Annotated in this window: 24 protein-coding genes; 5 read left to right on the top strand and 19 right to left on the bottom strand. The window is 51.5% G+C overall.

The window, feature by feature from the left end:
* Nucleotides 1–113 precede the first annotated feature (113 nt).
* The 11 genes from IEW70_RS13635 to IEW70_RS13585 form a co-directional block, all read right to left on the bottom strand.
* Complete coding sequence (locus IEW70_RS13635) at nt 114–959, bottom strand: M23 family metallopeptidase (protein ID WP_229751995.1); 846 nt, start codon at nt 957–959, stop codon at nt 114–116.
* Nucleotides 960–984: 25 nt separating this feature from the next.
* The gene (locus IEW70_RS13630) at nt 985–1,656 is read right to left on the bottom strand and encodes a hypothetical protein (protein WP_188648468.1); all 672 of its coding nucleotides are present in this window, start codon (nt 1,654–1,656) and stop codon (nt 985–987) included.
* Nucleotides 1,657–1,667: 11 nt separating this feature from the next.
* Entirely contained in the window at nt 1,668–3,809 is a 2,142-nt protein-coding gene (locus IEW70_RS13625) for a Tex family protein (RefSeq protein ID WP_188648467.1), read from the bottom strand.
* A gap of 208 nt (nt 3,810–4,017) precedes the next feature.
* Nucleotides 4,018–4,809 (bottom strand): RNA polymerase sigma factor SigB, encoded by a 792-nt coding sequence (gene sigB, locus IEW70_RS13620; RefSeq protein ID WP_188648466.1) that lies wholly within the window; start codon nt 4,807–4,809, stop codon nt 4,018–4,020.
* Nucleotides 4,772–5,260, bottom strand: coding sequence for an anti-sigma B factor RsbW (rsbW, locus tag IEW70_RS13615; RefSeq protein ID WP_188648465.1), 489 nt, complete (start codon nt 5,258–5,260; stop codon nt 4,772–4,774). The genes sigB and rsbW overlap by 38 nt, the downstream gene beginning before the upstream one ends.
* A 13-nt stretch (nt 5,261–5,273) precedes the next feature.
* A complete protein-coding gene (locus IEW70_RS13610; RefSeq protein WP_188648464.1) occupies nt 5,274–5,591 on the bottom strand; it encodes an STAS domain-containing protein in 318 nt (105 codons plus the stop codon).
* Nucleotides 5,592–5,651: 60 nt separating this feature from the next.
* Nucleotides 5,652–6,659 (bottom strand): PP2C family protein-serine/threonine phosphatase, encoded by a 1,008-nt coding sequence (locus IEW70_RS13605; protein WP_188648463.1) that lies wholly within the window; start codon nt 6,657–6,659, stop codon nt 5,652–5,654.
* A 140-nt stretch (nt 6,660–6,799) separates the two neighbouring features.
* On the bottom strand, nt 6,800–7,150 hold the full coding sequence (locus IEW70_RS13600; RefSeq protein WP_188648462.1) for a type II toxin-antitoxin system PemK/MazF family toxin: 351 nt from the start codon (nt 7,148–7,150) through the stop codon (nt 6,800–6,802).
* A 5-nt stretch (nt 7,151–7,155) separates the two neighbouring features.
* Nucleotides 7,156–7,407 (bottom strand): CopG family ribbon-helix-helix protein, encoded by a 252-nt coding sequence (locus IEW70_RS13595; protein ID WP_308423169.1) that lies wholly within the window; start codon nt 7,405–7,407, stop codon nt 7,156–7,158.
* Nucleotides 7,408–7,779: 372 nt separating this feature from the next.
* The gene (gene alr, locus IEW70_RS13590) at nt 7,780–8,958 is read right to left on the bottom strand and encodes an alanine racemase (protein ID WP_188648461.1); all 1,179 of its coding nucleotides are present in this window, start codon (nt 8,956–8,958) and stop codon (nt 7,780–7,782) included.
* Nucleotides 8,955–9,443, bottom strand: a complete 489-nt coding sequence (locus IEW70_RS13585; RefSeq protein WP_188648460.1) for a hypothetical protein — start codon at nt 9,441–9,443, stop codon at nt 8,955–8,957. The genes alr and IEW70_RS13585 overlap by 4 nt, the downstream gene beginning before the upstream one ends.
* 507 nt (nt 9,444–9,950) lie before the next feature.
* Between IEW70_RS13585 and ptsG the strand changes: the two genes are divergently transcribed.
* Nucleotides 9,951–11,948: a glucose-specific PTS transporter subunit IIBC gene (gene ptsG, locus IEW70_RS13580; RefSeq protein WP_188648459.1), complete on the top strand. Its 1,998-nt coding sequence runs from the start codon at nt 9,951–9,953 to the stop codon at nt 11,946–11,948.
* A 171-nt stretch (nt 11,949–12,119) separates the two neighbouring features.
* Here ptsG and IEW70_RS13575 read toward each other — a convergent pair whose 3' ends face one another.
* The 6 genes from IEW70_RS13575 to IEW70_RS13550 all read right to left on the bottom strand — a co-directional run bounded on the left by IEW70_RS13575 (nt 12,120) and on the right by IEW70_RS13550 (nt 18,262).
* A complete protein-coding gene (locus IEW70_RS13575) occupies nt 12,120–13,145 on the bottom strand; it encodes a LolA family protein (protein ID WP_188648458.1) in 1,026 nt (341 codons plus the stop codon).
* 92 nt (nt 13,146–13,237) lie between these two features.
* Nucleotides 13,238–14,776 carry an NAD(P)H-hydrate dehydratase gene (locus IEW70_RS13570; protein ID WP_188648457.1) on the bottom strand — a complete coding sequence of 513 codons (1,539 nt, stop codon included), beginning with the start codon at nt 14,774–14,776 and terminating at the stop codon, nt 13,238–13,240.
* 84 nt (nt 14,777–14,860) lie between these two features.
* On the bottom strand, nt 14,861–15,241 hold the full coding sequence (gene acpS / locus IEW70_RS13565) for a holo-ACP synthase (RefSeq protein ID WP_188648456.1): 381 nt from the start codon (nt 15,239–15,241) through the stop codon (nt 14,861–14,863).
* Nucleotides 15,242–15,271: 30 nt separating this feature from the next.
* Nucleotides 15,272–16,387: an ABC transporter permease gene (locus IEW70_RS13560; RefSeq protein ID WP_188648455.1), complete on the bottom strand. Its 1,116-nt coding sequence runs from the start codon at nt 16,385–16,387 to the stop codon at nt 15,272–15,274.
* Nucleotides 16,384–17,295, bottom strand: coding sequence for an ABC transporter ATP-binding protein (locus tag IEW70_RS13555; protein ID WP_188648454.1), 912 nt, complete (start codon nt 17,293–17,295; stop codon nt 16,384–16,386). Before IEW70_RS13555 ends, IEW70_RS13560 begins: the two co-directional genes overlap by 4 nt.
* Nucleotides 17,296–17,845: 550 nt before the next feature.
* Entirely contained in the window at nt 17,846–18,262 is a 417-nt protein-coding gene (locus tag IEW70_RS13550; protein WP_188648552.1) for a DUF2621 family protein, read from the bottom strand.
* Nucleotides 18,263–18,498: 236 nt separating this feature from the next.
* Here IEW70_RS13550 and IEW70_RS13545 point away from each other — a divergent pair, with 236 nt between their 5' ends.
* The 3 genes from IEW70_RS13545 to IEW70_RS13535 all read left to right on the top strand — a co-directional run bounded on the left by IEW70_RS13545 (nt 18,499) and on the right by IEW70_RS13535 (nt 21,721).
* Nucleotides 18,499–20,730 carry a transglycosylase domain-containing protein gene (locus IEW70_RS13545; RefSeq protein WP_229752007.1) on the top strand — a complete coding sequence of 744 codons (2,232 nt, stop codon included), beginning with the start codon at nt 18,499–18,501 and terminating at the stop codon, nt 20,728–20,730.
* Between the two features lie 227 nt (nt 20,731–20,957).
* Nucleotides 20,958–21,251 carry an antibiotic biosynthesis monooxygenase family protein gene (locus IEW70_RS13540; protein WP_188648452.1) on the top strand — a complete coding sequence of 98 codons (294 nt, stop codon included), beginning with the start codon at nt 20,958–20,960 and terminating at the stop codon, nt 21,249–21,251.
* A gap of 17 nt (nt 21,252–21,268) precedes the next feature.
* The gene (locus tag IEW70_RS13535) at nt 21,269–21,721 is read left to right on the top strand and encodes a hypothetical protein (RefSeq protein ID WP_188648451.1); all 453 of its coding nucleotides are present in this window, start codon (nt 21,269–21,271) and stop codon (nt 21,719–21,721) included.
* 31 nt (nt 21,722–21,752) lie between these two features.
* Here the strand turns inward: IEW70_RS13535 and IEW70_RS13530 are convergent, their stop codons facing one another.
* Entirely contained in the window at nt 21,753–22,250 is a 498-nt protein-coding gene (locus IEW70_RS13530; protein ID WP_188648450.1) for a GNAT family N-acetyltransferase, read from the bottom strand.
* Between the two features lie 168 nt (nt 22,251–22,418).
* On the opposite strand from IEW70_RS13530, the gene IEW70_RS13525 reads away from it, so the two are divergent.
* Nucleotides 22,419–22,973 carry an N-acetylmuramoyl-L-alanine amidase family protein gene (locus IEW70_RS13525; protein WP_188648449.1) on the top strand — a complete coding sequence of 185 codons (555 nt, stop codon included), beginning with the start codon at nt 22,419–22,421 and terminating at the stop codon, nt 22,971–22,973.
* A 513-nt stretch (nt 22,974–23,486) separates the two neighbouring features.
* On the opposite strand, the gene IEW70_RS13520 is transcribed toward IEW70_RS13525, so the two are convergent.
* A complete protein-coding gene (locus IEW70_RS13520) occupies nt 23,487–24,506 on the bottom strand; it encodes an acyltransferase (protein WP_188648448.1) in 1,020 nt (339 codons plus the stop codon).
* Nucleotides 24,507–24,831 lie beyond the last annotated feature (325 nt).

Raw genomic sequence — 24,831 nt, 5'->3', positions numbered from 1 at the left:
ATTTATGAGACCAAGCACTGCTAGTTGACCTTTTGCTTGCAACCAGCCGATCACGTCAGGGGTAGCGTTGTATACGGGCGAAGGATGAAAAGTCCGATCATGGATGAGACAGGTTACCCTCCATGCTGTTCCCAAGCTTTTAGAAAAGCAAAGGGATTCACTGCTTCCCGAAAAGGAGACAGCATCCCTTTTCGGACATACATGCCGAAGTGTAGGTGAGGAGCGAATTTTCCGGTCGTCCCTTCCGGCCCATAACCGCTGTCCCCTACATACCCGATCACTTGCCCTTTTCTCACCTTGTCTCCCACACCAATTCCACCGGCATAGCGGGACAAGTGGGCGTAATAGTAGGAAACCTGGGGATGCTCGGTATCCACGATCGTCAAGCGCCAGCCCCCCAGTTGGTTCCATCCTTTGGAGACTACCCTGCCATCGCTGACGGAGACAATCGGCGTGCCTTTCGGCGCCACCAGATCCGTACCTTCATGGGTCCGTTTGCCCCCATAGCTGCGGCTGGCTCCCCAGGTATCCCCATAGGAAACGTGACCGCGATCCTTTTTTCGGAAAGGAAAAGCATACTTCTCCCCCAAAGAAGAGGCCGCCCATTCATAGGAGGTTGCCAGTGAGAGGATCCGTTCCGCTTTATCTGGTGCAAACTCGTGACGGATGAGAGCTTCCAAGGCAGATTCGGCCAGCGGACCATCCACCTTTTTTGCCCAATTCACGGCACGCTGCCGGATCGAAGCGGGCGTGGTTTTTTTATAGCGGTGTGTACTTTCATCCACGGCAGCCAGATACGCCCAGGGAATTCCCGTTTTCTGTTCCGCCGCTGCATAATCGGCTGCCAGATCGCCAGGTACCTTGATCTCCGGAATATTCATGGGCCGAGCCCATTCATAGAGCAGCCATCCGCCCACTGTCAACAAGACGATTAACACCAAACGAAACAGCCACTTCACACGGGATTCCCTCCTTAAGTCAAGGTCAATCCATTTGTATACGTTCCAGCTTCAGCTGCAGAACGATAGGCAACTCCTTGTCGGCGTGAAAAACACTTAACCACAGCAGATAATTTCCCCGATGCCAACATACAACAGCAGCATGTCCCCTGTCGAGCAAATCCTTAGCGGGCTTTTCCATCCAGCCCGAACGGGTATCGGGAGTTTCGGAGTCCATTGCGGGGAAGTCGGGAGGACCCAACAATTCTTTTAACAATATGGCTGTCTCATTCCGCTTTTCCCGAAACAGACCATCTAGGGCTTCCACGGCCTCCAGACTGTATCGCCGGGTTGCACCGTCGTAAACCCACCCCGCATCCCGCAGTTCCTGCGTATGAAAAAAGACTTCCAGCTCCAATTCCCACAACTGGATGCGGTCCTGATGATCCCGCTCCCAGCCGCAAAATAGGGGGGGATGGTCCGACTTTTGGTACAGTTGGCGACGGTCGTCTTCCCGAATAGGAAGAAACCCCGCCCCTTCCATCACAGTATGCCACCGGCCGGGGTTCTCTTCAGCCGGCCGATCGCTTTTCGCAAGTTTCGTCAGTAAATCGCCGAATAACCTTGTTGCCTGTTGCTGATGCTCCAGCAAATGGGAAGTTAATAGCAAATAGTTGGCATCATTATAAGGATCCAACTGGACAATCAGTCGTTCCACTGCTTCACATCCTATTCCATCGGCACCATGCTCAGGGCAACCCGTTCCCGCTCGTGATCCACCTGGATCACCCATACATCCACCACATCGCCCACACTGACCACATCCATCGGATGCCGGACAAATCGTTCGCTCATTTTGGAGATATGAACCAAACCATCATTTTTTAAGCCGATGTCCACAAATGCGCCAAAGTCGACGACATTGCGTACCGTTCCTTTGAGCTGCATGCCCTCTCGCAAATCTTCCAGTTGCAACACGTCGGAACGCAACACCGGCGCCGGCAGCTCTTCACGGGGATCCCGCCCCGGGCGGAGAAGAGCATCGACAATGTCGCGAAGGGTAGGCTCTCCGCAATTCAGCCGTGCCGCCATCTCTTTGATATTCACTTGACGAAGACGATCGTTCAAAACAGGGGATCCGATCTCTTCCGGACGACTCTCCAAAGCTTCCAACAATTGTTCCACTACCGGATAGGACTCGGGATGGATCGGCGTCTTGTCCAAAGGATGTTTTCCGTCCATGATCCGCAAAAATCCAATGCACTGTTCATAGGTTTTCGCTCCCAACCGGGGCACATCGCTCAGCTGCTCCCGGCTTTGATATCGACCGATGGCTTCCCGGTGCTTTACGATATTTTTCGCGACGGACGCACTGATCCCGGACACATATTGCAACAGGGAAGGGGAAGCGGTATTGACGTCGACACCCACATGGTTCACGACGGATTCCACGACATTTCCCAGGCTTTCTCCCAGGCGCTTCTGGGAAACATCATGCTGATACTGACCAACGCCCACCGCCTTGGGCTCGATTTTGACCAATTCGGCTAAGGGATCCTGCACGCGGCGGGCAATGGAGACGGCACTCCGCTGCGCCGCGTCCAAGTCGGGGAATTCTTCCCGTGCCAGTTTGGAAGCAGAATAGACACTGGCTCCCGCTTCGTTGACGATCATATAATACACCGGTCGATGGAACTCCTTGATCAGATGGGCGATAAATGCTTCTGTTTCTCTTGAGGCGGTTCCGTTTCCGATGGCTATCAGCTCCACCCCATATTCTTCGATCAAGCGGCGCACCGTCTGTTTGGCTTCCTCTACCCGGTTTTGCGGCGGTGTCGGGTAAACCACCCCGACATGCAGCATTTTCCCCGTATCATCCACAACGGCTAATTTGCAGCCGGTCCGATACGCCGGGTCGACACCCAAAACTTTTTTCCCGCGAATCGGCGGTTGCAATAACAGGTTGCGCAGGTTTTCCGAGAAAATATGAATCGCCTGTTCTTCAGCAGCTTCCGTCATCGCTGCCCGGATTTCCCGTTCAATGGAAGGCGCGATCAACCGCTTATAGCTGTCTGCCGCCGCTTCCTTCAGATAGGTATGGGGACGGGTCGGGAACCACTTTTCCAACTGTTTCAGGATCGGCTCTTCCTCCACATCCACCCGCAGCTTCAGCACTTCTTCCCGTTCGCCTCGATTGACGGCCAGGATTCGGTGAGCCGGCATCTTTTTCACCGGTTCCTTCCGGTCATAATACATCTCGTATACCGTACGGGCCTCGGGATCCTTGGCTTCCGAGACAAGCACGCCCTGATCCCAGGTAAACTCCCTGACCCATTTGCGGATGTCGGCATCATCGGCCAACTCCTCCGCCACAATATCCATAGCGCCCTGCAGCGCCGCTTCCACCGTATCCACACCCTTCTCCGCATCCACATAACGGAGTGCTTCTTCTTCCACCACCTGTTCCCGCTCGGTTTGCTTCATAAATTCCGCCAAGGGAGCCAATCCGCGCTCCCGGGCTTGGCTGGCACGGGTCTTCCGCTTGGGTCTGAAGGGACGGTAAAGATCCTCCACTTCCTGCAACTTAACCGCTTGCTCTATTTTTTGGCGCAATTCGTCCGTCAATTGATCTTGTTCGTCGATCAGACGAATGACTTCTGCTTTCCGTTCCTGCAGTTGGATTAAATAACGGTTTCGTTCTTTAATGGCCCGCAGTTGTTCTTCATCCAACTCCTGGGTCCGCTCTTTCCGGTACCGCGCAATGAAAGGGATGGTATTCCCCTCTTCCATCAGTTCCACAGCAGCCCTCACTTGCTGCACTTTCAGCCCCAACTCTTCCGCGATCAAACGAAACCTTACGTGTGCTTCCATAACTGCCTCCGATCAGTGAAATTGATGCTTCCCCATCATACCTTTCTTGCGACCGGTGCGCAATTTTCCAAAAAGGCGTAACCTCGGGTACCGCTTTAGTCGGATGTTCCTCCTAATAAAAAAACCGCGGTTGTCCATCTGTCAACCGCTGTGATCCGGAAGAAGTCACAGCATGGACAGATACCGTCGGTTCTTGCAAGGGCATGGTTCACCCCAGATGGATTTCAGTTGGTTCCACACGAATCGCTTCCCTCAGCTTGCGAAGCGCCCGACGCTGCAGCCGGGAGACGTGCATTTGCGAAATCCCCAGCTGTTCCCCTGCTTGCTTTTGGCTCATGCTATCAAAGAAGGTCATACGGATGATCGATTGCTCCCGATCCGTCAACACCTGAAAGGCTTTCTCCAGCAGCATCTGTTGGTCCACGTGCTCATACCCTTCTTCCTCATTGCCCACCAATTCCAACAGCGTCACCTGGCTGCCATCATTACTGGCTTCGATGGGACTATCCACAGAGACGGCATTGTAGCTGCGCCCCATCTCCAGGGTTTCCAACACCTCTTCCGAGGAGACGTGCAAATAATCTGCAATCTCGTCCACTTGGGGGGAGCGCTGATATTGAATCGTCAGCTCTTCCACCGCTTTTTTGATCCGGGGGCCCAATTCCTTGATTCGGCGGGGCACATGCACACTCCACGTTTTATCACGGATATAGCGCTTGATCTCCCCTACGATGGTGGGAACGGCAAAACCTTCAAAGCTCCGTCCGTATTCGGGGTCGTACCGTTTCAGAGCGGCAAGAAGACCGATCATCCCCACCTGAACCAAATCCTCGTAAGGCTCTGCTCCACGAGCAAATTTGGACGCGAGTGTTTCCACCAGATCGGTATAATGCTCCACCAACCGGTTTTGAATCTCGTCATCCGCCTCTTCCCTGTACCGGCGGATCAGTTCGAGAGCCTCCTCATCTGTGAGTTTGTGTTTTTGCGGGCGAGTCGACATCCCGATCCACCTCGTCCCCATGAATAAACTTGGTAAGTGTAACGACTACACCATCGTTACCGTCAATTTCGACTGCGTCCATTAACGTTTCCATCAGGTGCAGACCCAGCCCCCTTTCCCGCAGGGACGTCAGCGGCAAATGGCTTTCGATCGGACCAGAACGGGCTTTGACCGCAGCCACATCGAAGCTGTTCCCGCGGTCGGTCACCTGGATCACCAGGCGATCGTCATAAATTTGAAAGGCGACTTGCACTTGACCGGAAGTTCCTTGATAGGCATGATCCACCGCATTGGTGCAAGCTTCGGCCACAGCCAGCTTCATATCCTCAATATCATCGTAGTGAAAACCCATCCGATTGGCGATTCCGGAGACAGCCAAACGGATGACACCTACATATTCAGCCTTAGCAGGAATGGTCATTTCAACCAAGTCTTTGACTTGATCTTTCATGAGCATACGCCCCCTACGCTCCATCTTCGATATCTATAATTTCAGCCAATCCTGTAATTTTCAAAAGCCGGCTCAACCGCGGGCTTACTCCGACCAATATCAATCGGCCTTGATTGGCGCGGAGGGATTTGTATGCACCGATTAACACACCTAAACCGGTGCTGTCCATATAATCCACTTTGGATACGTCCAGATAAACCTCGCGGCTGTCCTTGCATAACGGCATCAGTTTCTCGCGCAGCTGCGGAGCGGTGAAAGCATCGACTTCCCCTTCCACAATCAGCGTCTTTACCTTATCGGAATCCGACTTTTCCTGAATGGATACATTCATGTCATATTACCTCCATACTTGAAACTTTACCCAAAATCACCACAGGAAAAACATCGGGGTTCATGCATCCGTTGGACGACGAAGAATGATGATGGTCTGGTCATCTTTCAACTCATAATTGGCTTTTTCATAAATCTCTTGATATATTTTTTCAGCCGCCTCTTGTGCCGGCAGGTGCAAATGCTTCTGTACAATTTCCTTAAACCGCTCGCGTCCCAGGAATTGGCCGTCAATGCGGCATTCTGTCACTCCGTCGGAAAACAGAATGATGGCATCACCGGGTTCCAGATCGACACTGTACTCCTCATAACAGATATCCCGGGAAACTCCTAATACTAATCCCCGTGTTATGAGATCCTCAAACCTTCCTTCTTTTTCCTGGTAAAACAGACCGGGTTCATGCCCTGCGGCCGCATAACGAAACCGGTGATGTTCGATATCATATACTCCATATACCATCGTGATAAACATGCTGGGATCCACATTGCGCTCCACGACCGTATTCAGCCGCCGCAGGATCTCCGAGGGATCCGAAGGGTATTCCAGCTGATCCATGGCATATTTGATCATCGACATACACAATGCCGCGGGAATCCCTTTTCCAATAATATCGGAAAGCGCCACACCGATGGTGCGGCCCCCATGATCCTCAAAGTTGTAATAGTCCCCGCTCATACGATGAGCCGGAACGCTTATCACTCCCACATCGATTCCACTGTGGGTCGGAGGCTCGTCCGGAAGTAGGGTCTGCTGCATACCGACAGCTACCTCGATTTCATACTCCAGCTCTTTTTGCCGGTGCAACAAGTTTTCATGCTCCCGATAGGCAATGCCGTACCCGATCATCATCTCGATCAAAAAGTCGAAGGAATCCAAGACGGCTTGCGGCACGTTCTCCAGCTCTTCTTTCATCGCGGCGACATGATAACTCACCATCTCTTCCGGAGGAATCTTTTGTTCCAGCATCCACTTGCTCATTTGTTGAGCGGCATACAGTTGATCTTCTCTCTTTTCGCGCAAATACGAGGTGAGCAACTCCGCGTATTCTTGCCTTAGTTTTTCTTTCATTATGTCACCTCAAAATAATCCGACGTCACTATGGACACACACTGGAACTGCCTGGCCTTACTCCGGCCGGCAGCCCGTTGCACCGCTCTTATATTATACCAACAAAAAAGAGAGAGGCGGCTGCATGCGCATCTCTCTTTTTAGAAATCGATCAAACCGAGACTGATTTGCAGGGCTTCATTCACCCGAACCATCATCTCATCATCCAAATGGGTGATCTTATCGGTCAATCGTTGCTTATCTATCGTTCGAATCTGTTCCAGCAAAATGACTGAATCGCGGTCAAAACCATGCTTCGCGGCGTCGATTTCCACATGCGTGGGCAACTTGGCTTTTTGAATTTGGGCAGTAATCGCGGCGACGATAACCGTGGGGCTGAACCGATTTCCGATGTTATTTTGAATGATCAAAACGGGGCGCACCCCACCTTGCTCGGATCCGACCACAGGAGAAAGATCGGCAAAATAAACATCGCCACGCTTCACAATCAAATCGGTTACACCCCGCTAACCAAGCGAATCGTAGTATCGTCCGCCTCTTCTTCCGCTTCAAACGCTTCTGATGCAATGTTGAGGTTGATCTTTGCCATCTCCATGTAACCCCGCTGCATCATTTCGCGAATCAAGCGCTTTTTCCGCTCATACAGGTAAAGTTTCATCGCTCTCCGAACAAGCTCGCTTCGGTTGGAATTTTCTTTTTCCGCCAACCCGTCCACTTCTTGTAGCAAGTGCTGAGGCAAGCTGATCATGATTCTCTTTGTCTTCGTCTCGGACAATCTTCGCACCCCCAACCAATCATCACCGTTGGCGATTTCCCTTATCAATACTACCATTATGTTAAACCCGTTGCAAAAATATACTGGTATGAGGACAACCGCACACACCAAGTGCAGCCCCAGCCATCGCCCATCTCCCCGGTCCAACGGGAAAACCCGGGAACGAGGGCTCCAACATCTGATCCGCCTTGTATCTGCTCAGGGACAATATTAAATGTATTCGCCTTGGTCAGCAAAATTCCTTCCTTTTCAAAGCGCTGTCCTTGTGCACTCCCGTGATTGTTTTTGCTCCGTCGCTTTTGGCCGGAACACAAAACGCCCGTTGGCCAAAACAGCTGCGCCTCTTTAAACTACACCGCCGCCCAGACGGTTTAACACGCCGATCCGCTGTCCGGACCGAACGTAAACCCGCGGCACCCGACGATCGATCATGCAGGTCACTTCGTAAGAAATGGTCCCCAGTAAACGGGCCACTTCATCCACATGAATGACGGCATCCCCCTGTTGGCCGTACAGTACCACTTCATCTCCGACAGCTACCGGCATGGCATCGGTCACATCCACCATCGTCTGGTCCATGCAGACTCTTCCCACCACCGGCACCTTTTTTCCCCGGACGAGGGCGCTTCCCCGGTTGGACAACAAGCGGTTGAAGCCGTCGGCATAGCCGATAGGCAGTGTGGCGATCCAGCGGGTGCCATCAGCAACAAAGGTTTTACCATAGCTGATGCCGGTTCCAGCTTTGGGCTGTTTCAGGTGAACAATCCGGGTTTTCAGAGCAAGCGCCGGCTTCAGATGAACGGCTTCCCGATCCACTTCTTCCGACGGATAGTAACCGTACATGCTGATGCCCAAACGAATCATGCCATCCGCCATTTCGGGGAACTCAATCGCAGCTGCACTGTTGGCGCTGTGTACCATGGGTACGGGCAGATTTTCCCGGCGCAGGTCCTCCACCATTCGGGTAAGGGTCTCATATTGCTTCCGTGTATAGGTTTTATCCCGTGCATCGGCACAAGCAAAATGAGTGTACAACCCTTCCACATGCACACCCGGAATCGTCGTCAATTTCTGCATGAATGGGACGAGTTCCTCCTCAGCTAAACCCAATCGCCCCATCCCTGTATCCACTTTGACATGAACACGCACTGCTTTACCTGTTTTCACTGCGGCATCAGCCAAGGCAGGAAGCGATTCTTCTCTGTAAACGGTGAGCGCCACGTCCGCCTCCACGGCAGGGCGGATTCCGCGGTCAGGCGTATAGCCCAGTATCAAAATCGGGGCGGTAATCCCCGCTTCACGCAACTCCAAAGCCTCATCCAAAAAAGCGACGGCCAAATCCGTCGCTCCGGCAGAGAGGGCGGCTTCGGATACAGGGACAGCCCCGTGCCCGTAGGCATCTGCCTTTATAGCCGCCATCAGTCTCACCCGGGAGGGATAACGGCGGCGGAATTGCCGGACATTGTGTTCAATGGCATCCAGGTCGATTTCTGCATAGGTATCCCGGTAATAATCCTGTCTCATTGAGCATCCAACCCATGTTTGATCATTTCCAGTCGGGTTTCCAACGATTCGAGAAAGGCATCGCTAACCAACAAATACAATCGCTTGTTACCCCATTGATATACATAGGGAAAGTCATAAGCCGGACGGAGTTGCTTCAAATTATAGACATCCTTGCTCCGGCCAAACTGGATCTCCAGCCGGTCAGCATACAAAGTATAGCGAGGACGGTATACCAGCCGGTAGATCGCAGGTGCCCCCAACATCACGAAAGCCGCAAACATAATCAATGCGATCGCAAAAGAGGGGGAACGCACCTCAAAAAAAGGGAGCATGAAAAAAAAGCCCGCCAAAAAAATCCCCATCTCCCACAAACGTAACGAACGGCTTTTTTTGTGCAACAGAAGGCGGTAAGGGGTCTTTTCCTGTTGAATCGGTTTGACTTCCATCATCCCAAGCTCCTTCACAACGCGAACCTTCACCTGCTCATCGGATGACAAATCCATGAAGCATTCGCCGACTCGGCCGGCTCCAGCTGCTCGCGAACCCCGTCATTCTTGCAAGTTTTAAAGATATGATACATCGCATGGAGGCAGTTTGCAAAGACTAGTCTGTTAGAACCCGGATATTTATCCTCCCGTTTTTTCAATCAACAAAACATATCTTTTGGTTACCTGTGATTTCATTTTATTGTTTAAAAAGACTTTCCTTGATAAAATGACTTTATCAAAACGACTCCACCCTTTGGTGTATCCGATTATCTCATCCGAACTAAATATTCGGCGTTTATTTTGAATACGTTTTCTTATCAAGAGCGGGGAAAATTTGTCGGTAGACGGATGCCGGGTAGGTTATGGTACACTGTATTTTTGTAAGGGGGCCATTAGCAATTTTTGTACCATAACTTTTGTGCAGAGGGAGATATAGGTCTGTTTACTCAAGCAACCGTTTGCACAATAAAGGAAGCGCAATCATCCTATACCAACGGGTGGATCAAGTAAGGAGGCACAATCATGTTTAAGAAAGCATTTGGAACCCTGCAACAGGTAGGGAAAGCGCTGATGCTTCCCGTTGCAATCCTGCCCACGGCAGGATTGCTGCTTGGACTGGGTCATAAAAACGTGTTGGACATCCCTGTGATGGCCCAGGCAGGACAAGTTATCTTTGACAACCTGCCCCTTATCTTCTCGATCGGGGTGGCCATCGGGTTGGCTGGCGGGGAAGGCGCCGCCGGGTTGGCTGCGGTGATCGGTTTCCTGATCATGAATGCCACCATGGGTGCACTGGCAAAGCCTTTTGGTGTGAAAACCGAACCCGTACTCGGGATCGAAACCGTGAAAATGGGTGTCTTTGGCGGAATTATCATGGGTATTGTCGCCGCCATGTTGTATCGCCGATTTAAGGACTTTGAGCTACCGCCGTTCCTCGGCTTCTTTGCCGGTCGACGATTTGTACCTATTATTACAGCAGCCACTTCCGTGGTGCTGGGTTGCCTGTTCATCTTTATATGGCCCCCGATTCAAAGCGGCATTGACAAGTTCTCAGTTATGGTCACCCATCAAAATACGGTGCTGTCCGCCTTTATCTTCGGTTTGGTGGAACGCTCCCTGATTCCCTTTGGCTTGCACCACATTTGGTATTCGCCCTTCTGGTTTGAGTTCGGTACTTATACCGATCCTGCAACGGGTAAAGTCGTTAAAGGGGATCTGCTTCGGTTCTTTGCAGGTGACCCCACTGCCGGAACCTTCATGACCGGGAAGTTTCCCTTCATGATATTCGGTCTTCCGGCGGCCGCCTTCGCCATTTATCGCAAGGCCCGTCCCGAGAAGAAAAAAGTGGTCGGCGGGATCATGCTGTCTGCGGCCCTAACCTCGTTCCTGACGGGGATTACCGAACCGATCGAGTTCTCTTTCTTGTTCGTGGCACCGCTCTTGTTCGCCATTCACTGTGTATTTGCCGGTCTATCCTTCGCCCTGATGGCATTCCTGGGCGTCAAAGCCGGACAAACCTTCTCCGGTGGATTTATTGATTACCTGTTGTACTGGAAAATGGACACCAAGCCGGAGCTGATCATCCCCGTCGGGATCGGCTTCGCCATCGTTTATTACTTCATGTTCAGCTGGGCGATTGAGAAGTTTGACCTGAAGACGCCCGGCCGGGAAGATGATGACGAAGACGAAGACAATACCGCGTCTTCCGGTGATCAGAGCGAACTGGCTAACAACGTCCTGGAAGCACTGGGCGGTAAAGAGAACTTGACTAATCTGGACGCTTGTATCACCCGTCTGCGGGTCTCTGTGGCAGATCCGAGCAAAGTGGACAAGTCCCGGTTGAAGAAATTGGGCGCTTCTGGCGTGTTGGAAGTGGGCAACAACATCCAAGCCATTTTCGGCCCCAAATCGGATACCATCAAAGAACAGATGAAGGATATTATCGCCGGAAAAACACCGCGCAGCGCGCATGAAGTAAAAGAAGAAAATAAAGTAGAAAGCGACACTACGGAGGAAAAAGGCAACGGAGAGGAGAAAGACATGTTCTTCAAAAAGAAAAAGCAAGCCTCCGACGAAATCGCCGCACCTCTGACAGGAAAGGTCATCCCGATCACGGAAGTGGATGATCAGGTATTCTCGCAAAAAATGATGGGCGACGGCTTTGCCATCGAACCGACTGATGGAACCGTCGTATCCCCGGTCGACGGCGAAGTGGTTAATGTCTTCCCCACGAAACACGCGATCGGCATAAAAGCCGATTCCGGAAGAGAAATCCTGATTCACTTCGGCATTGATACCGTCAACCTGAAGGGAGAAGGCTTTACTTCCTTTATCTCCGAAGGGGACAAAGTAAAACGAGGACAGAAACTGCTGGAAGTCGACCTGGAGTTTGTGAAGAAGAACGCACCTGCCATCACGACTCCGGTGGTCTTCACTAATCTGGCTGAAGGAGAAAGCATCAAGATCCTGAAGGACGAAGTTTCTCAGGGAGATGCCCCGGTCGTCTCCATCGAGAAGTAAATCCGTTAATCAGCAAAGCGACCCGTACTCATACGCGGGTCGCTTTTTCTTTGGCCTTTTTGCACCTGAAAGTCAACACGCAAGCATCCGGATCACTACAAAAATAAAATGGACAGCAAACCATACTGTCCATCAGCTGACGACATGCACTTGTCATTACAAAAGCTCTCCTTACTTCGCCTCTTGTCCGTAGACCGACCGGGCAATGCGTGTCAAATCATTTTCCGACAGTGCACCATACAGTTCGAATTCGGTCCCATCATAGATCCAGGAGAGGCGCTTTCCCTGATCCATCTCCAACAGCACACCCACGGTATACCCCAACTCCACCGGTTTTCCGTACACATCTGCACTTGTAGAGATAGCCTGTGGTTGCCTTTGACTCAAGGTGAAGGGCTTTTTCCCTTGATAACGAAGGATCACCGCTTTGCCTGCCGGAGTTTGTACAGCGTGTTCCCCTTCCAGTTCGCTTCCCTGAGGTACCCAACCCGGGGTGCGAATCTGCAGCTTTTTCTCCTTGTCCTTGCTCGACGGCTTCTTGACAAAGGTGGGAACAGTATGCCCGTCATAAGACATATTGCGTTCCATGTCGAAGGCATCTTTATCAAAAGAGGCATTGCCTTCAAAACGGTTAAACTGCACCTGCACCATGACCTGGTCCTGATCGTTCAACACTTCCACCTTTTGCGGGCGGTAATCGGAGTCCATCCAAATCCGCTGCTTGACCAGAGATTGATTCTGCGGGTATTTGGCAGCCACTTCAAATTGGTAAATCCCTTCTTTGGATGTCATCTTCCGTGCCGGATCGTCAATAATGCTGTTCAGCAAGGTTTTATAAAGATACACCTGGCCGCTGTTTTCGGGCCAATCACTTTGAAATCGGAAGCTTTTATCCAGATGGGGTGTTAAAACAAATACACCGTCATTATTCCGAAGCAGGATTTGCGTAATGTCTTTTTTCGTGTTTTTCAACGAGACTCGATAAAAATTGGGCTTTTTGTACCAGACTTCCACTTCGTATTCTTGAGGTGTACTGCCGGTATTAATCACCATCTTGCCTTGACTCTTATACCCTTTCATCTTCTCCATTTGCTTGGACAGATCGTGCACCACTTCTTCCGGGCTCTTTTCCCCACATCCGGTCAGTCCGACAGTCATTACCAACACGACAGTAAGAACCCATGCAATCCGACGCATTTCATCCTTCCTTTCTTGGGAAATCGACTGAAAATGACTAAATAACTGGCTGTCTATTTCCCAGGAAATGTGTCGGTCAGGCACGGGCGCGATCAGGATATCTGATGGATGGCAGGACCGATCTGGTCAATCACTTCCGTGGCCAGAACACTGTGTGCGGAATCGGAAACCGCCCGTTCCCCAGCCAGCCCGTGAATGTAAACACCCATCGGGACCGCTGCATGTACGGGAATTTTCCGGGCCAACAACGCACCCAGGATGCCGGTCAGGATATCTCCCGATCCTCCTTTGGCGAGAGCCGGGCTGCCCGTCGGGTTGACCACTTGGCGTCCGTCGGACATGGCAATGACGGTATGTGTTCCTTTCAGAACCACCGTGACCCCATAAAACTGCGCCCACTCCCGGGGAATCCGGTGCCGGTTTTGTTCCACTTCCTGTACCGTGCAACCCGCCAATCGGGCCATTTCTCCAGGGTGGGGGGTCAGTACGGTCGGATGTTGGCGTATGTGCAGCATGGACGGATCTTCAGACAAAATGTTCAAGGCATCTGCATCCAATACCATGGGAAACGGGGAACGGACCAAAATCTCTTTCAGCCACTCCGTTTCACCGGCAAACCGTCCAACGCCCGGACCTACTGCAACCGCGCTCAACCGGTCAGCTCTCTCCCCGAGCACTTGTGATCCGCTGGCAGTGAAGAAGCCGTCGGTACCAGGCCAACCCCATACCAAGGCTTCTGTCAATTTGGCAGCGATCGCCTGCTCCTGTTGCTCAGGAACGGCGACAGTGACCAAACCGGCGCCCGCTCGCAAACCCGCCATGCCCGAGAGGGCCGCTGCACCCAACATGCCGCGGGATCCGCCTACAACGAGGAGATGACCGTAACTCCCCTTGTGTCCCCAAGGGGAACGTGGCTTCAGATACGCTTTCCACATCTCGGGCGTATTCAAACGAGCCTGCGGTGCTTGATGGGCCTTTGCAAACGACGGGATGCCGATGTCTGCCACTTGCAGCTCCCCGCAGTACTCCGCAGCAGGCCGCAAGTAATGGCACCATTTGGGAGAGTCAAGGGTAACGGTCACATCCGCCTGAATGGCATCGGTCATAATAGCACCGGTATCCGTATTCACCCCGCTCGGAATATCCACAGCTACCTTGAGCGCCTGTTCCGCTTCCAGATTGACCAACCGGATCAATTCCGGCAAGGGCTCCCGCAACTCCCCATGCACACCGGTACCCAACAAGGCATCCACCACCACGTCACAGCGCTGAAGCATCTCTTTCAGCTCCCCGGCTCGCGACCGCTCATACAATTGCACCGACAGCCCCAGCTTCAGGCACGATTGGTGAAAGGCCCGGGTCTCCTCCGACATCTTTTCCTCGGAACCGATCCACCACACGCAGACATCCCATCCTGCGGAAGCAAGGTAGCGCGCGGCTACAAATCCATCCCCACCGTTATTGCCGGAACCGGCCAGGACCACAGCAAAGGTCCCCTGGAGTTTTCGGTTCAAAATGGCTTGTGCCACCGATCTTCCCGCATTTTCCATCAGAGCTGCTCCCGGCACACCGATCTCCTCTATCATGTACCGGTCCAGATCGCGCATTTCCTGTGCAGTGAACAAATACAAGGAAGTCCCTCCCAACCGCGTTATATATGTATGTCCGACTATGCTTGGTTATGCTGACAAGGCTGACAAGTTCGAGATGTCCTCTTACTTAGCCATCCTCTCTACCACAGCAAATGCCAGCGCCTGGTGGGGCGTGTGGGAGATGGACAGGTGAATGAACACCTTTTCCTCCCATCCCAGCTTGTGCCGGGCGGTTTCATTCAGTTCAGCCACGGGTTTTCCCCGTTCATCGGGTTGAATGCGGATATCCCTGAACCCAACCGTTCCGCCGATCCCGGTTCCCGCCGCTTTGGCCACCGCTTCCTTAGCGGCAAATCGCCCGGCGACAAATTCCAGCCGACGAACCGGCTCCCGGGGAAGGTGCGCTCTTTCGTCCTCCGTCAGCACCCTTCGGGCTAAACGGTCCGCCCCCACCTGTTCAATCCGTCCGATATCCACCAGATCCGTGCCAATCCCGATGATCATGATGATTCGCTCCTCTATCTGCCAGATTCATCATTTGACATCCCAACGGAAACTCCAAGCGGCTACGGCGAAGGAAACGATCAGCCAAGCCGACAGTACTGCCGCCGGGACCCACAATTGGAGAATACCCGCTCCCTCATTCATAATGCCCCGCAGTGCATCCGTAAGATAACCGATGGGAATCGCCTTGACCAAGGGTTGCAAAATTCCCGGCAAATCACGAACAGGAAAGAAAATCCCCCCGACAAAGATCATCGGAAAGGATACCAGACCGGCAATCGGGGCGGCACTTTCCGGTGTGCGCGACAAACTGGCGATAATAAAACCGATCGCCATAAAGGTGAGGGTGCCCAAGAGAATAAAGGCAATCAGCCCGATCCACGAACCGTAGACATGAACGTCATAGATAAAGTACGCCACCAGAAGCACCGCCAACGCCTGCAAACCGTTCAGCAGTATCCGGGCGGTAATCTGCCCCGCGATAAATGTGGAAGCCCGCAGCGGCGTCCCTTGCATCCGCCGCAAGATACCCCGTTCCCGCCAGGAAGCGATGGTGGCGGCTACCCCGTTCAGATTGTTGCTCATAATCATAAGGGATAAGATTCCCGGCACCAAAAAATCGATATATTCCAGCGGACGGCTCTGGACGTGGATCTTTTTGGCCTTCACCGCCGGCTGAAAATGAACCAGCTTCTGATTGTACTCGTTCAACCATTGTTGAATGACTTGGGTTCCGATCTGGGAAGCGGCGGGATTGCTCTGATCCACGTAAATTTGGATCAGTTCCGCAGAGCCCGCACGCTCTTTTGCCTTCACCTGGGCCACGCGTTTTCCCAACCCGTCTTTCAACCGGATCAGGAGCTGTACATCTCCCGCTTTCACTTGCCGCAACCCGAGAGAGGCATCCACTTCTTTAATGGATAAACCGGAGGTCTTTTTCAGTTCCTTCACCATTTCCGATGAGACCGCAGAGTGATCCTCATCCGCCACCGCTGCCGTCAGTTGCATTTGGCCTCCGCTGTCTCCCAATAACGTACCCAATGCCACCATCATAAAGACGGGCAAAAAGAGAGACCAGATAAAGGTGTTCTTGTTTCGGGCAAACAAGAGGAGCTGTGCCTTCGTCAGTTGCCAATATGCTTTCATGATTCCCTCAACCTCTTTCCGGTCCGCTCGATAAACACATCTTCCAGCGTAGCTGTGCGGGTCCGCAATCCTTGCAGCGTCCATCCTTTTTCATCCGCCAGCGGGATCAAGCGGCGCAGCGTCATACGAAGATCATCTGTCAACAAGCAGACCTCAAAGCCGTCACCCAGCCTGATTTCCTTGATACCCTCCAATTCCCGCAACTCTTTTTCATCCACATCTTCCATCATAAACTCCACTACGCTGTCGGAAGCCAATTGACGGATCAAACCGGCCGGTGTGTTTAGATCGATGATGGTTCCGCTGTCCATGATCGCCACCCGGTCACACAGCTGCTCCGCTTCCTCCATGTAGTGGGTGGATAAAAAGACCGTCCGCCCCTCTTGTTTCAACCGCAGGATAATGTCCCAGAGACCGCGCCGTGCCTTGGGATCCAACCCCGTAGTAGGCTCATCCAAAAAGATCACTTTGGGATCGTGCACCACTGCCAATGCAATCGCCAATCGCTGCCGCTGGCCGCCGGAAAGGTGCTTCACGAGATCCGACTCTTTCTCTTTCAAGTCAAAAGAGGTCAGCAGGGCTTCCAACGATTGCATGCGGGGATAGAAACTGCCGTATAGCTGCAGGATTTCCCTCACTTTTAAATGATCGAACAGGGCGGTGGACTGCAGTTGGACCCCGATGATGCCTTTCACCTGCTCCCGTTGGCGGATCCCGTCCAACCCATCGATCGTAATACTGCCGCTGTCCGGGGTTCTCAGACCTTCCATCATTTCCATCGTGGTGGTTTTTCCCGCTCCGTTGGGCCCCAACAGGCCAAAGACTTCCCCTTCATCGACATTGAAGGAGACGCTGTCCACCACCCGTTTTCCCTCATACTCTTTCACCAGTTTATGTACGCGGATCATATTTTCCCTCCGAATCACCGGATGATCGATAGGTCAGCTCAATGGCAAACCTACTGAATTACAGCATAAAGTTCTTCTACCCGTCTCTCCCTTCCGATGTCACAGGTGTGATTCTGTCCGTGTCTGGTAATTTAAAAGCTTCTTCGATAGATGGGGAGGGTCGGTGTGATCGGCGAAGATCCTTTTGCAAGAGATCAGAGACGGCCACACCAGACCGGACCCCCTATCACAAATGATCAGACAGACTCTAGCGCAACTGTGGAGCGGAGACAAAAAGCACGATTTTGCTCAACCAAGGCGCGAGCACAAGAAAAGCCTGTGTTCCACCCACGGGCACCAGCACCCACAGGGAACACGTCACGCCTTGTCGCTTTCGCTTCAGCTCGTGCTATGCTCGTTCCTTGGTCCCACTCAACGCTGGGGACGTCGTCAAAAGTGGCTGCTCGAGCAAAAGAGTTCTTCCGCTCATTTCGAGAAACTTTGTCAGCACCCTTAGCCTCAACGGCCCTTTTCACATCCAGCTTCCAGCTGGCAATCCGTTTATGTACCATCAACCACCCAGCAGCTCGCGGTAAGGGGCCAGATCAATCCGTTTCCGCTGCAGTGTTTGGATCAGCCATTTTTGATCCCTTTTGGGCGTTGCCATGATGTAACCCCGGATGATCAAGTCTTCCCGCATTTCCTCGGCCCCTTCCTTGACGGCCAACTCACCGATTTTACCAGCGATGCTTTGTTTGGCGACATCCCGAAACAGCTTGGGCACGGGCGCCACCAATTCATCCAGCAATTGTTTCTGTTCCTCCGTCCACAAATGCCGGGTTTGTGATATATAATAATCTTGCCAGTCCAATTCGGACTTTCCGTCCGCTTTGGGCATGGCTTTGAGGAATTTTCGGAACATGAAGTACCCGCCGGTAGCAAAAAACCAAATCATAAAGAGAAACCAGATCACCATCGGCCATATCATCCATTCAGGCACATTTTCCACCCCCAGTCTGTTGACTGACACATGTATCCTCTACCATTTTATCATGGAGAAACGGGGAGAACACCCTTCCCGCATCCGTCCCCCTCCTTTTCGATCTGCAGAGAAGACTGCGGCCATTTATCCCAAAAAGAGTGTTAACAATTTGTTAATAAGTTTTAAACACCCTGTCCCCGTCAATATGTTATATATTGGTGAATAGGGGGAGATCGTTGGAAATGAATGTGAGCAAACTCAAAACCTTCAATAAGTTATTTTACCGATCGATGATGACGAAGAAATGGTGGCTGTTGGTGATCATCACGTCCATGCTCTTTATGATGGGCGGCTGTGCCGCTGTGTTGGCGACCACCACCATCTATAACCTTGACAGCTTGAAGAACTTGAAATTCGCCACCACCATTTATGATCACAACCAAAAACCCGTGGAGCCTCTCGGAGGATCCCAGCGAGAATATGTCGACCTGGATGACGTGAAGTCGGATCTCTTGGCCAAAACCTTTGTCGGCGTGGAAGATGAGCGTTTTTACAAGCACAACGGCGCCGACCTGAAAGGGTTAGGGCGTGCGCTCGCCGTTGACTTGATGACGATGAGCAGCGCGGAAGGCGGCAGCACGATCACGATGCAGGTCGCCCGGAACGTGATTTTGAACAACAACGAAAAAACCTTCTGGCGGAAACTGAGTGAAATCGCCATCGCGTACAACTTGGAACGCAAATATACAAAAAAACAAATCCTGGAATCTTATCTCAACTATATTTATCTCGGCAACAACGTACGCGGAATCAAAATGGCGGCAAAAATTTACTTTGACAAAGACATTACCAAAGAAAAACTGGAGCCTCATGAGATCGCCCTGTTGGCGGGCATGCCCAAAGCTCCCGAAGGTTACAACCCCTATGTCCATCCGGAACGGGCCAAGGAACGGCGCAACGTCGTTTTGGCCAAAATGGCGGAGCTGGGTTATATCAGCAATAAGGAAAAAGAGGAATATCAGCAAAAACCCCTCGGTGTAAACCGCAAGTACATGGCCAAATACCTGAAGGACGACAAGTATCAGGCATACACCCAGTATGTGATCCAGGAAGCGGCCAACCGGTACGGCTTGAAATCAGAGGAGTTGGCCAGTGGCGGTTACAAGATTTACACGGGGCTGAATACCAAAGCCCAGAATTCGCTGGAAAAAGCGCTGAAGGACAGCAGCTTCTATAAAGGGCATGAGAAGCTGGACGGCGGCGCTACGGTAATCGATCCCAAAACCGGAGCCATCGCTGCCCTCGGTGGAGGCCGGCAATACTTGCCGGGGTACGAGAACCGGGCCCTTTCCCGGATTCAACCCGGGTCTTCCATCAAACCGCTGACGGTATATGCTCCCGCGGTTCAAGAAAAGGGATATAACGAGAACAGCATCGTTTCGGATACACCCTATAGCATCGGCAGCTGGTCCCCCAAAAACTATGACAAAACTTATCACGGCAATGTTCCGCTGAAAGAAGTGGCCGGCAAATCCATGAACGTGGCCACCGTTCGCCTGTTGAACGATGTCGTCGGAGTAAACACAGCCTACGATTACGCTCAGAAGCTGGGCCTGGATCTGGAACCGGCGGATAAACAACCGGCTCCCCTCGCTTTGGGCGGACTGACCCGCGGTGTCAGCACGGTGCAAATGGCACAAGCCTATTCCAGCTTCCTCCGGGACGGCAAAGTTTCCGATGCCCACGCTATTATCAAGATTGTGGACGCCGACGGAGACGAAGTGGAACCTATTAAAAAGATCAAAACGGATCAGCCGGTGTACAGCCCCGATACAGCCTGGACGATGACCAAGATTTTGAAGTACGCGGTGCAAAACGGTACCGGCAAAAACGCCCAATTGGCAGATGGACGGGATGTGGCCGGAAAAACAGGGACCACACAAAACAGCAAGGAATCCTGGTTCGTGGGATACACCCCGGAATATGTCATGGCGGTCACGGTATTCAATGAACAGGGCAGCCAGGTGGAACTCTCCGGCGGTGAATACCCCGCCCGCATCTTCAATCAAGTGATGAGCGACACACTGTCAGGCACCCAAGTGAGCCATTTCCAGCCTCCGGGTGGAAACAACCAAGATGACGGCTTCAACTGGTTCGGCTCCGATGAGCCGGAGCAACCGGAGCAGCCAGCAACCCCTCCTCCGGTAGAGAAGCCGAAAGAGGAAAAGGAAGAGAAAAAAGAGAAAGAGCCGAAGCGGGAAGAACCGACTGAGCCGCAAGAACCCGCAGAACCACCGGTGATTGAGGATCCTGCCGGCGGAGATCAGGACGGCGGGGATATCACCGAACCGCCGGATTCAAACGGAGGCGATACCACCGGCGGAAGTGACACTGGCAATACAGACAGCGGAAACAATACGACCTCACCACCACCACCGTCGGATGACGGCGACAGCACGGCTCCGCAACAATAACATCGCTTGACAATAACAAGGCCGCTGGGACGTCCCAGCGGCCTTGATTCAGGGCAAAGACTGCTGAACAAAGAACAAGCCCTTCTACCCGTCGCTCCCTCCTACACTCCCTTCATCTCTTTCCGCTTCAACCTGGTTTGAAATCAGAACAAAGAGTGAAAATTGATGAATAATGGAATCTCTTACACAGGAAATCATGTAAAATAAACACGGGGGAGGTGGGACATATGTACCAAGTCAACAACAGGATTCCCATCGAGTCGGAAGATCACCTGCGCATGTTAAAAGAGCGTTTTTCCGGTGCAACAGAGCGGATGAAAGCGGTACCCGGATTTATCTCCTTCCGTCTGTTGAAGGCGGAGGACGGTTCCTATGTAGTAGCCGAAACCGTATTTGAAAGCAAAGAGCACTTCATTCGATGGACGGAAAGCGATCATTTCAAACAAGCTCACGGCGGACGGGGAGGCTCGAGCGAACGTCGCCGGGCCGATGTAGATGCTTTTGAAATCCTAATTCATTAAGAGAGGAATATGTCAAAATGGCTTACAAAATCGCTTTGTTTATCCATGTTTTCAGCATGGCGACGTGGTTTGGAGGCATCGCGGGAATGGCCTTTCTCCTTCGAAAGTCCATTCGCCAGCATGAACAAGGCTTTTCGATGAAACAAACATTGGAAAACGTACACAAGCTGAACACGTCCATGATTGTTCCCACTGCTGTCCTTGTACTGGCCGCCGGACTGTACATGCTGACTACTTGGGATGCAAACAAACCGTTGTGGCTCTTGGTCAAAGAACGTTTTGGTTCTCTCATTACCTTCCTTTACATCGTGGCCATCCCCTTCTACGGGAAAAAACTGTTGAACAAAGTCCGGGAAGCGACGGATGCTGCGGAAATGGCCGCCGGTGTCAAACGGTATATCATGCTGCTCAACGTGACGTTGTTGGCGATGTTGGTCATCATCTTCTTTGTCACTTTTCAAATCAGCTGATTCTGCAAACCGCTGGTTACACAGCGGTTTTTTATTTGGCAGGCATTATCCGTTGATAATAACAAACATCCAGCCATTGTCCGAACTTGTATCCCACCTCGCGAAAGCGGCCGACATATTGAAACCCGTATTTTTCATGCAACCGAACACTGGCTTCATTCCCTTCGGTGATTCCCGCCACGATTACGTGGTATTTGAGCTGTTCCGCTTGATGCAAGATCTCGCTCATCAATCGGGATCCGATACCTTGTCCTTGCGCATTCGGTGCGATATACAATGAGATTTCCGCCGTCTGTGCATATGCCGGCTTGGAGCGATGGGGAGAGAGACACGCAAATCCGACCACCGTTCCCTCCCGTTCCGCCACGATCAGCGGATAGCGCCCGCCATATTGCTGCATCCACCGTTGCTGTTGTTCCCGGGTACGCTCCTGCAAATCAAACGTGGCTGTGGTATGAATCACGGCATGATTGTAGATTGTCAACAGTGCCTCAGCGTCACCGGCTGAAGCATTCCTTAGTTGAATCATGATTTCCTTCCCTCACTTCTATGTCGTGTGATAAAATTATATCGGAATAGACAGTATTTTCATTAAAGTGATTGCAGCAGCTACCTTGAACCCCTACGTTCCTTTCAATCCCAACAAACAGATACAGCAGATGACTCCATCTCCACCATACCAAAGGAGTGAGAAGCCGTGAAGCTGATTTGTGTAGATGCAGGACATGGAGGGAAGGATACAGGGGCCATCGGTTATGATCTCTATGAAAAGAACGTGACGTTAAGACTGACGAAGCTGCTGAACCAAGAGTTGGAAAAGTACCAGGTGGCGGCGACATTCACCCGGTACGATGACGACTACAAAAGCTTGGAAGAACGGTGCGACTGGGCCAACCGCAAAGGAGCCGACTTTTTCATCAGCCTTCACTGCAACTCCTATGAAGACAGTTCGGTCGGCGGGTTTGAATCATACGTCCTATACAATGCATACGACTCCACCCTTGCCAAACAAACAGCTATTCACTCCAGCGTAATGAGCTATCTGGACGACTACAACATCCGGGACCGAGGCAAAAAGGAGGCCGGCTTTTATGTCCTGAAATATACGGACATGCCCGCCATCTTACTGGAAAATCTGTTTATTACCAATCGACGGGAAAATGAATTGCTGAGAGACGGCGATTTTTTGCGGGGACTGGCCCGGGCCATCGCCAGCGGTCTGGCAAAAGCCCTGAATTTAAGTCTCGACTGAAGAAACACCGCCAGCTTAATAACAAACCTGTCCAGTTAAACAGAGAATGCCCGTCGCTCCCTTTCCGACGTCACAGATGTTCGATAACTGTGGAGCGTAGCGACGCTTAGCACGACGAAATACCCTGTGGCGATGACCACCAAATCCGAGCCAATGGAAATAAATGCTCAAATACACCCATCTACGGATACCAGCACCCACAGGGTACGCGTCACGCCTTGGTCCCTTGCTCTCCGGAGCTCTCCAGGCATGTATAACAGACAAAAACACTAGCAGACCCCAGTAAAAGGTGTCTCCATTACAGTAAGGACAGGTTTTCATCGTCTCCATACCCTTTCAAGGTTCGTAGTGTTTGGTTTGGCATGTGATAAAATAGTCTAGCACCTTTTCTTCTTCAACGCCTTTCCTGGTACCATCCGGAAGGGCGCTTTTGTTTTACTCTGGGTTCAACCCAAATTCGTCTTCCAACTCAGCAATGATTTGCGTGATCGCCTTTATCTCTCCTTTTATCCTTTATTTCCCTATTAACAGGTAACTGTAAGGAAGGCGGCGTATAAACACCGATAGGCCTAAGGATAATCCCAACACCGTGAACAGTATGAAGCTAAATTCCGTCCAAGAAGTTTCCGGAAGGAAGGCTGGTGTCCATTTGCTCAACGCGTTAAGCACCAACGGATGTATCATATAAAGCCCAAACGAATACCGCCCTAGTACCGATAACCATGATTGCTTCCACTTAATGCCCAGGAGAAACAATAGAACGAAGGAAACGATTGAATAAACGAGTACCGAGAAGTTGAAAAAAACCGTTTCTCTGTGAAAAAAACTTACGACGAGCATCAGAAGACCGGTCGAACCGAACAGGACAGCTACAGCAACCAAAGGTGCACGACCTAGCAGCTTCAACCGATCAATTCGTTGGCCAAGCCACCCGCCTAGACAGAAGTAGAATAACCATACCGGGAAGAGAGCTTTCTCCGGAAAGTACGCTATCCACTGAACCTGGGAAGATGCCTCCCACCATGTCACGCTGTTTGCAAGCATTTTGACGACAAAGGCAAATGAAACGATGGTTAGTCCGCCGAACTTGCGAAACAGGCGGATCAAAAACGGTAAAAGGATATAAAACTGGGTCATAACGACGATAAAATAGAGATGGTAATAAGCCTGGCCCGTTAAAAAAACAACCAGTGTTCTCTTAAGTGTATGGGGTGTACTCTGCGGCTGGGTCTCCCATGCATAGATCAGATAAACAATCGACCATATCAGGTAGGGTATCAGGATATACATGAACCGCTTTTTAATGAAATGGGCTGCGGTAAACTTATCATAATAGTGGTAGAAAAGGAACAACCCCGACAACATAAAAAAAACCGGAACACTGAAGCGAGCCAATTGGTTCAACGCAAAAAATAGACCGCCATCGGCCAAAGGCTTGGTATCGCGCAGGCTAAATGCCGTCACGTGAATCAAAATCACACCGAGTATGGCAACTCCCTTAATAAAATCAGTCCCCTGAATCCGACGTTGCATGTGGACTCTCCTTTTTTACGAAGGTCTCTTCTGCCTAAAGATTCGCTGAGCCATTTAATTACGCTCATTTGGCGCAACGAAATGGTTGGAGGAAATGTTTCCGCTTATGGATAGATTGGAGAGAAATCCCTTGCCCTATTTGAAATTGAGGCAGGATAGGTCCAATTTTATGCTTTCTCTCCGTTTTCATAAAAAGGGGTCGTTCAGCTTTGACGCGGGTTTTACTCGTCATAAAAAATTTCGTAATCTCTGACATATCTCTATATCGAAACGAATCCTACAAAGGATTCATTCTAGTAGGTACAAAGACGTATGATATTCAACA

The organism is Marinithermofilum abyssi, assembly GCF_014641195.1.
GTDB classification, from domain to species: Bacteria; Bacillota; Bacilli; order Thermoactinomycetales; family DSM-45169; genus Marinithermofilum; species Marinithermofilum abyssi.
This window is presented reverse-complemented; position numbering and strand designations above follow the sequence as displayed.

What these genes read in the sequence shown, in the direction of transcription:
- IEW70_RS13625 (WP_188648467.1), bottom strand. Translation starts at nt 3,809, where the DNA reads ATGGAAGCACACGTAAGGTTTCGTTTGATCGCGGAAGAGTTGGGGCTG.
- sigB (WP_188648466.1), bottom strand. Translation starts at nt 4,809, where the DNA reads ATGTCGACTCGCCCGCAAAAACACAAACTCACAGATGAGGAGGCTCTC.
- rsbW (WP_188648465.1), bottom strand. Translation starts at nt 5,260, where the DNA reads ATGAAAGATCAAGTCAAAGACTTGGTTGAAATGACCATTCCTGCTAAG.
- IEW70_RS13610 (WP_188648464.1), bottom strand. Translation starts at nt 5,591, where the DNA reads ATGAATGTATCCATTCAGGAAAAGTCGGATTCCGATAAGGTAAAGACG.
- IEW70_RS13605 (WP_188648463.1), bottom strand. Translation starts at nt 6,659, where the DNA reads ATGAAAGAAAAACTAAGGCAAGAATACGCGGAGTTGCTCACCTCGTAT.
- IEW70_RS13595 (WP_308423169.1), bottom strand. Translation starts at nt 7,407, where the DNA reads ATGATCAGCTTGCCTCAGCACTTGCTACAAGAAGTGGACGGGTTGGCG.
- alr (WP_188648461.1), bottom strand. Translation starts at nt 8,958, where the DNA reads ATGAGACAGGATTATTACCGGGATACCTATGCAGAAATCGACCTGGAT.
- IEW70_RS13585 (WP_188648460.1), bottom strand. Translation starts at nt 9,443, where the DNA reads ATGGATTTGTCATCCGATGAGCAGGTGAAGGTTCGCGTTGTGAAGGAG.
- ptsG (WP_188648459.1), top strand. Translation starts at nt 9,951, where the DNA reads ATGTTTAAGAAAGCATTTGGAACCCTGCAACAGGTAGGGAAAGCGCTG.
- IEW70_RS13575 (WP_188648458.1), bottom strand. Translation starts at nt 13,145, where the DNA reads ATGCGTCGGATTGCATGGGTTCTTACTGTCGTGTTGGTAATGACTGTC.
- acpS (WP_188648456.1), bottom strand. Translation starts at nt 15,241, where the DNA reads ATGATCATCGGGATTGGCACGGATCTGGTGGATATCGGACGGATTGAA.
- IEW70_RS13560 (WP_188648455.1), bottom strand. Translation starts at nt 16,387, where the DNA reads ATGAAAGCATATTGGCAACTGACGAAGGCACAGCTCCTCTTGTTTGCC.
- IEW70_RS13555 (WP_188648454.1), bottom strand. Translation starts at nt 17,295, where the DNA reads ATGATCCGCGTACATAAACTGGTGAAAGAGTATGAGGGAAAACGGGTG.
- IEW70_RS13550 (WP_188648552.1), bottom strand. Translation starts at nt 18,262, where the DNA reads ATGATATGGCCGATGGTGATCTGGTTTCTCTTTATGATTTGGTTTTTT.
- IEW70_RS13545 (WP_229752007.1), top strand. Translation starts at nt 18,499, where the DNA reads ATGAATGTGAGCAAACTCAAAACCTTCAATAAGTTATTTTACCGATCG.
- IEW70_RS13540 (WP_188648452.1), top strand. Translation starts at nt 20,958, where the DNA reads ATGTACCAAGTCAACAACAGGATTCCCATCGAGTCGGAAGATCACCTG.
- IEW70_RS13535 (WP_188648451.1), top strand. Translation starts at nt 21,269, where the DNA reads ATGGCTTACAAAATCGCTTTGTTTATCCATGTTTTCAGCATGGCGACG.
- IEW70_RS13530 (WP_188648450.1), bottom strand. Translation starts at nt 22,250, where the DNA reads ATGATTCAACTAAGGAATGCTTCAGCCGGTGACGCTGAGGCACTGTTG.
- IEW70_RS13520 (WP_188648448.1), bottom strand. Translation starts at nt 24,506, where the DNA reads ATGCAACGTCGGATTCAGGGGACTGATTTTATTAAGGGAGTTGCCATA.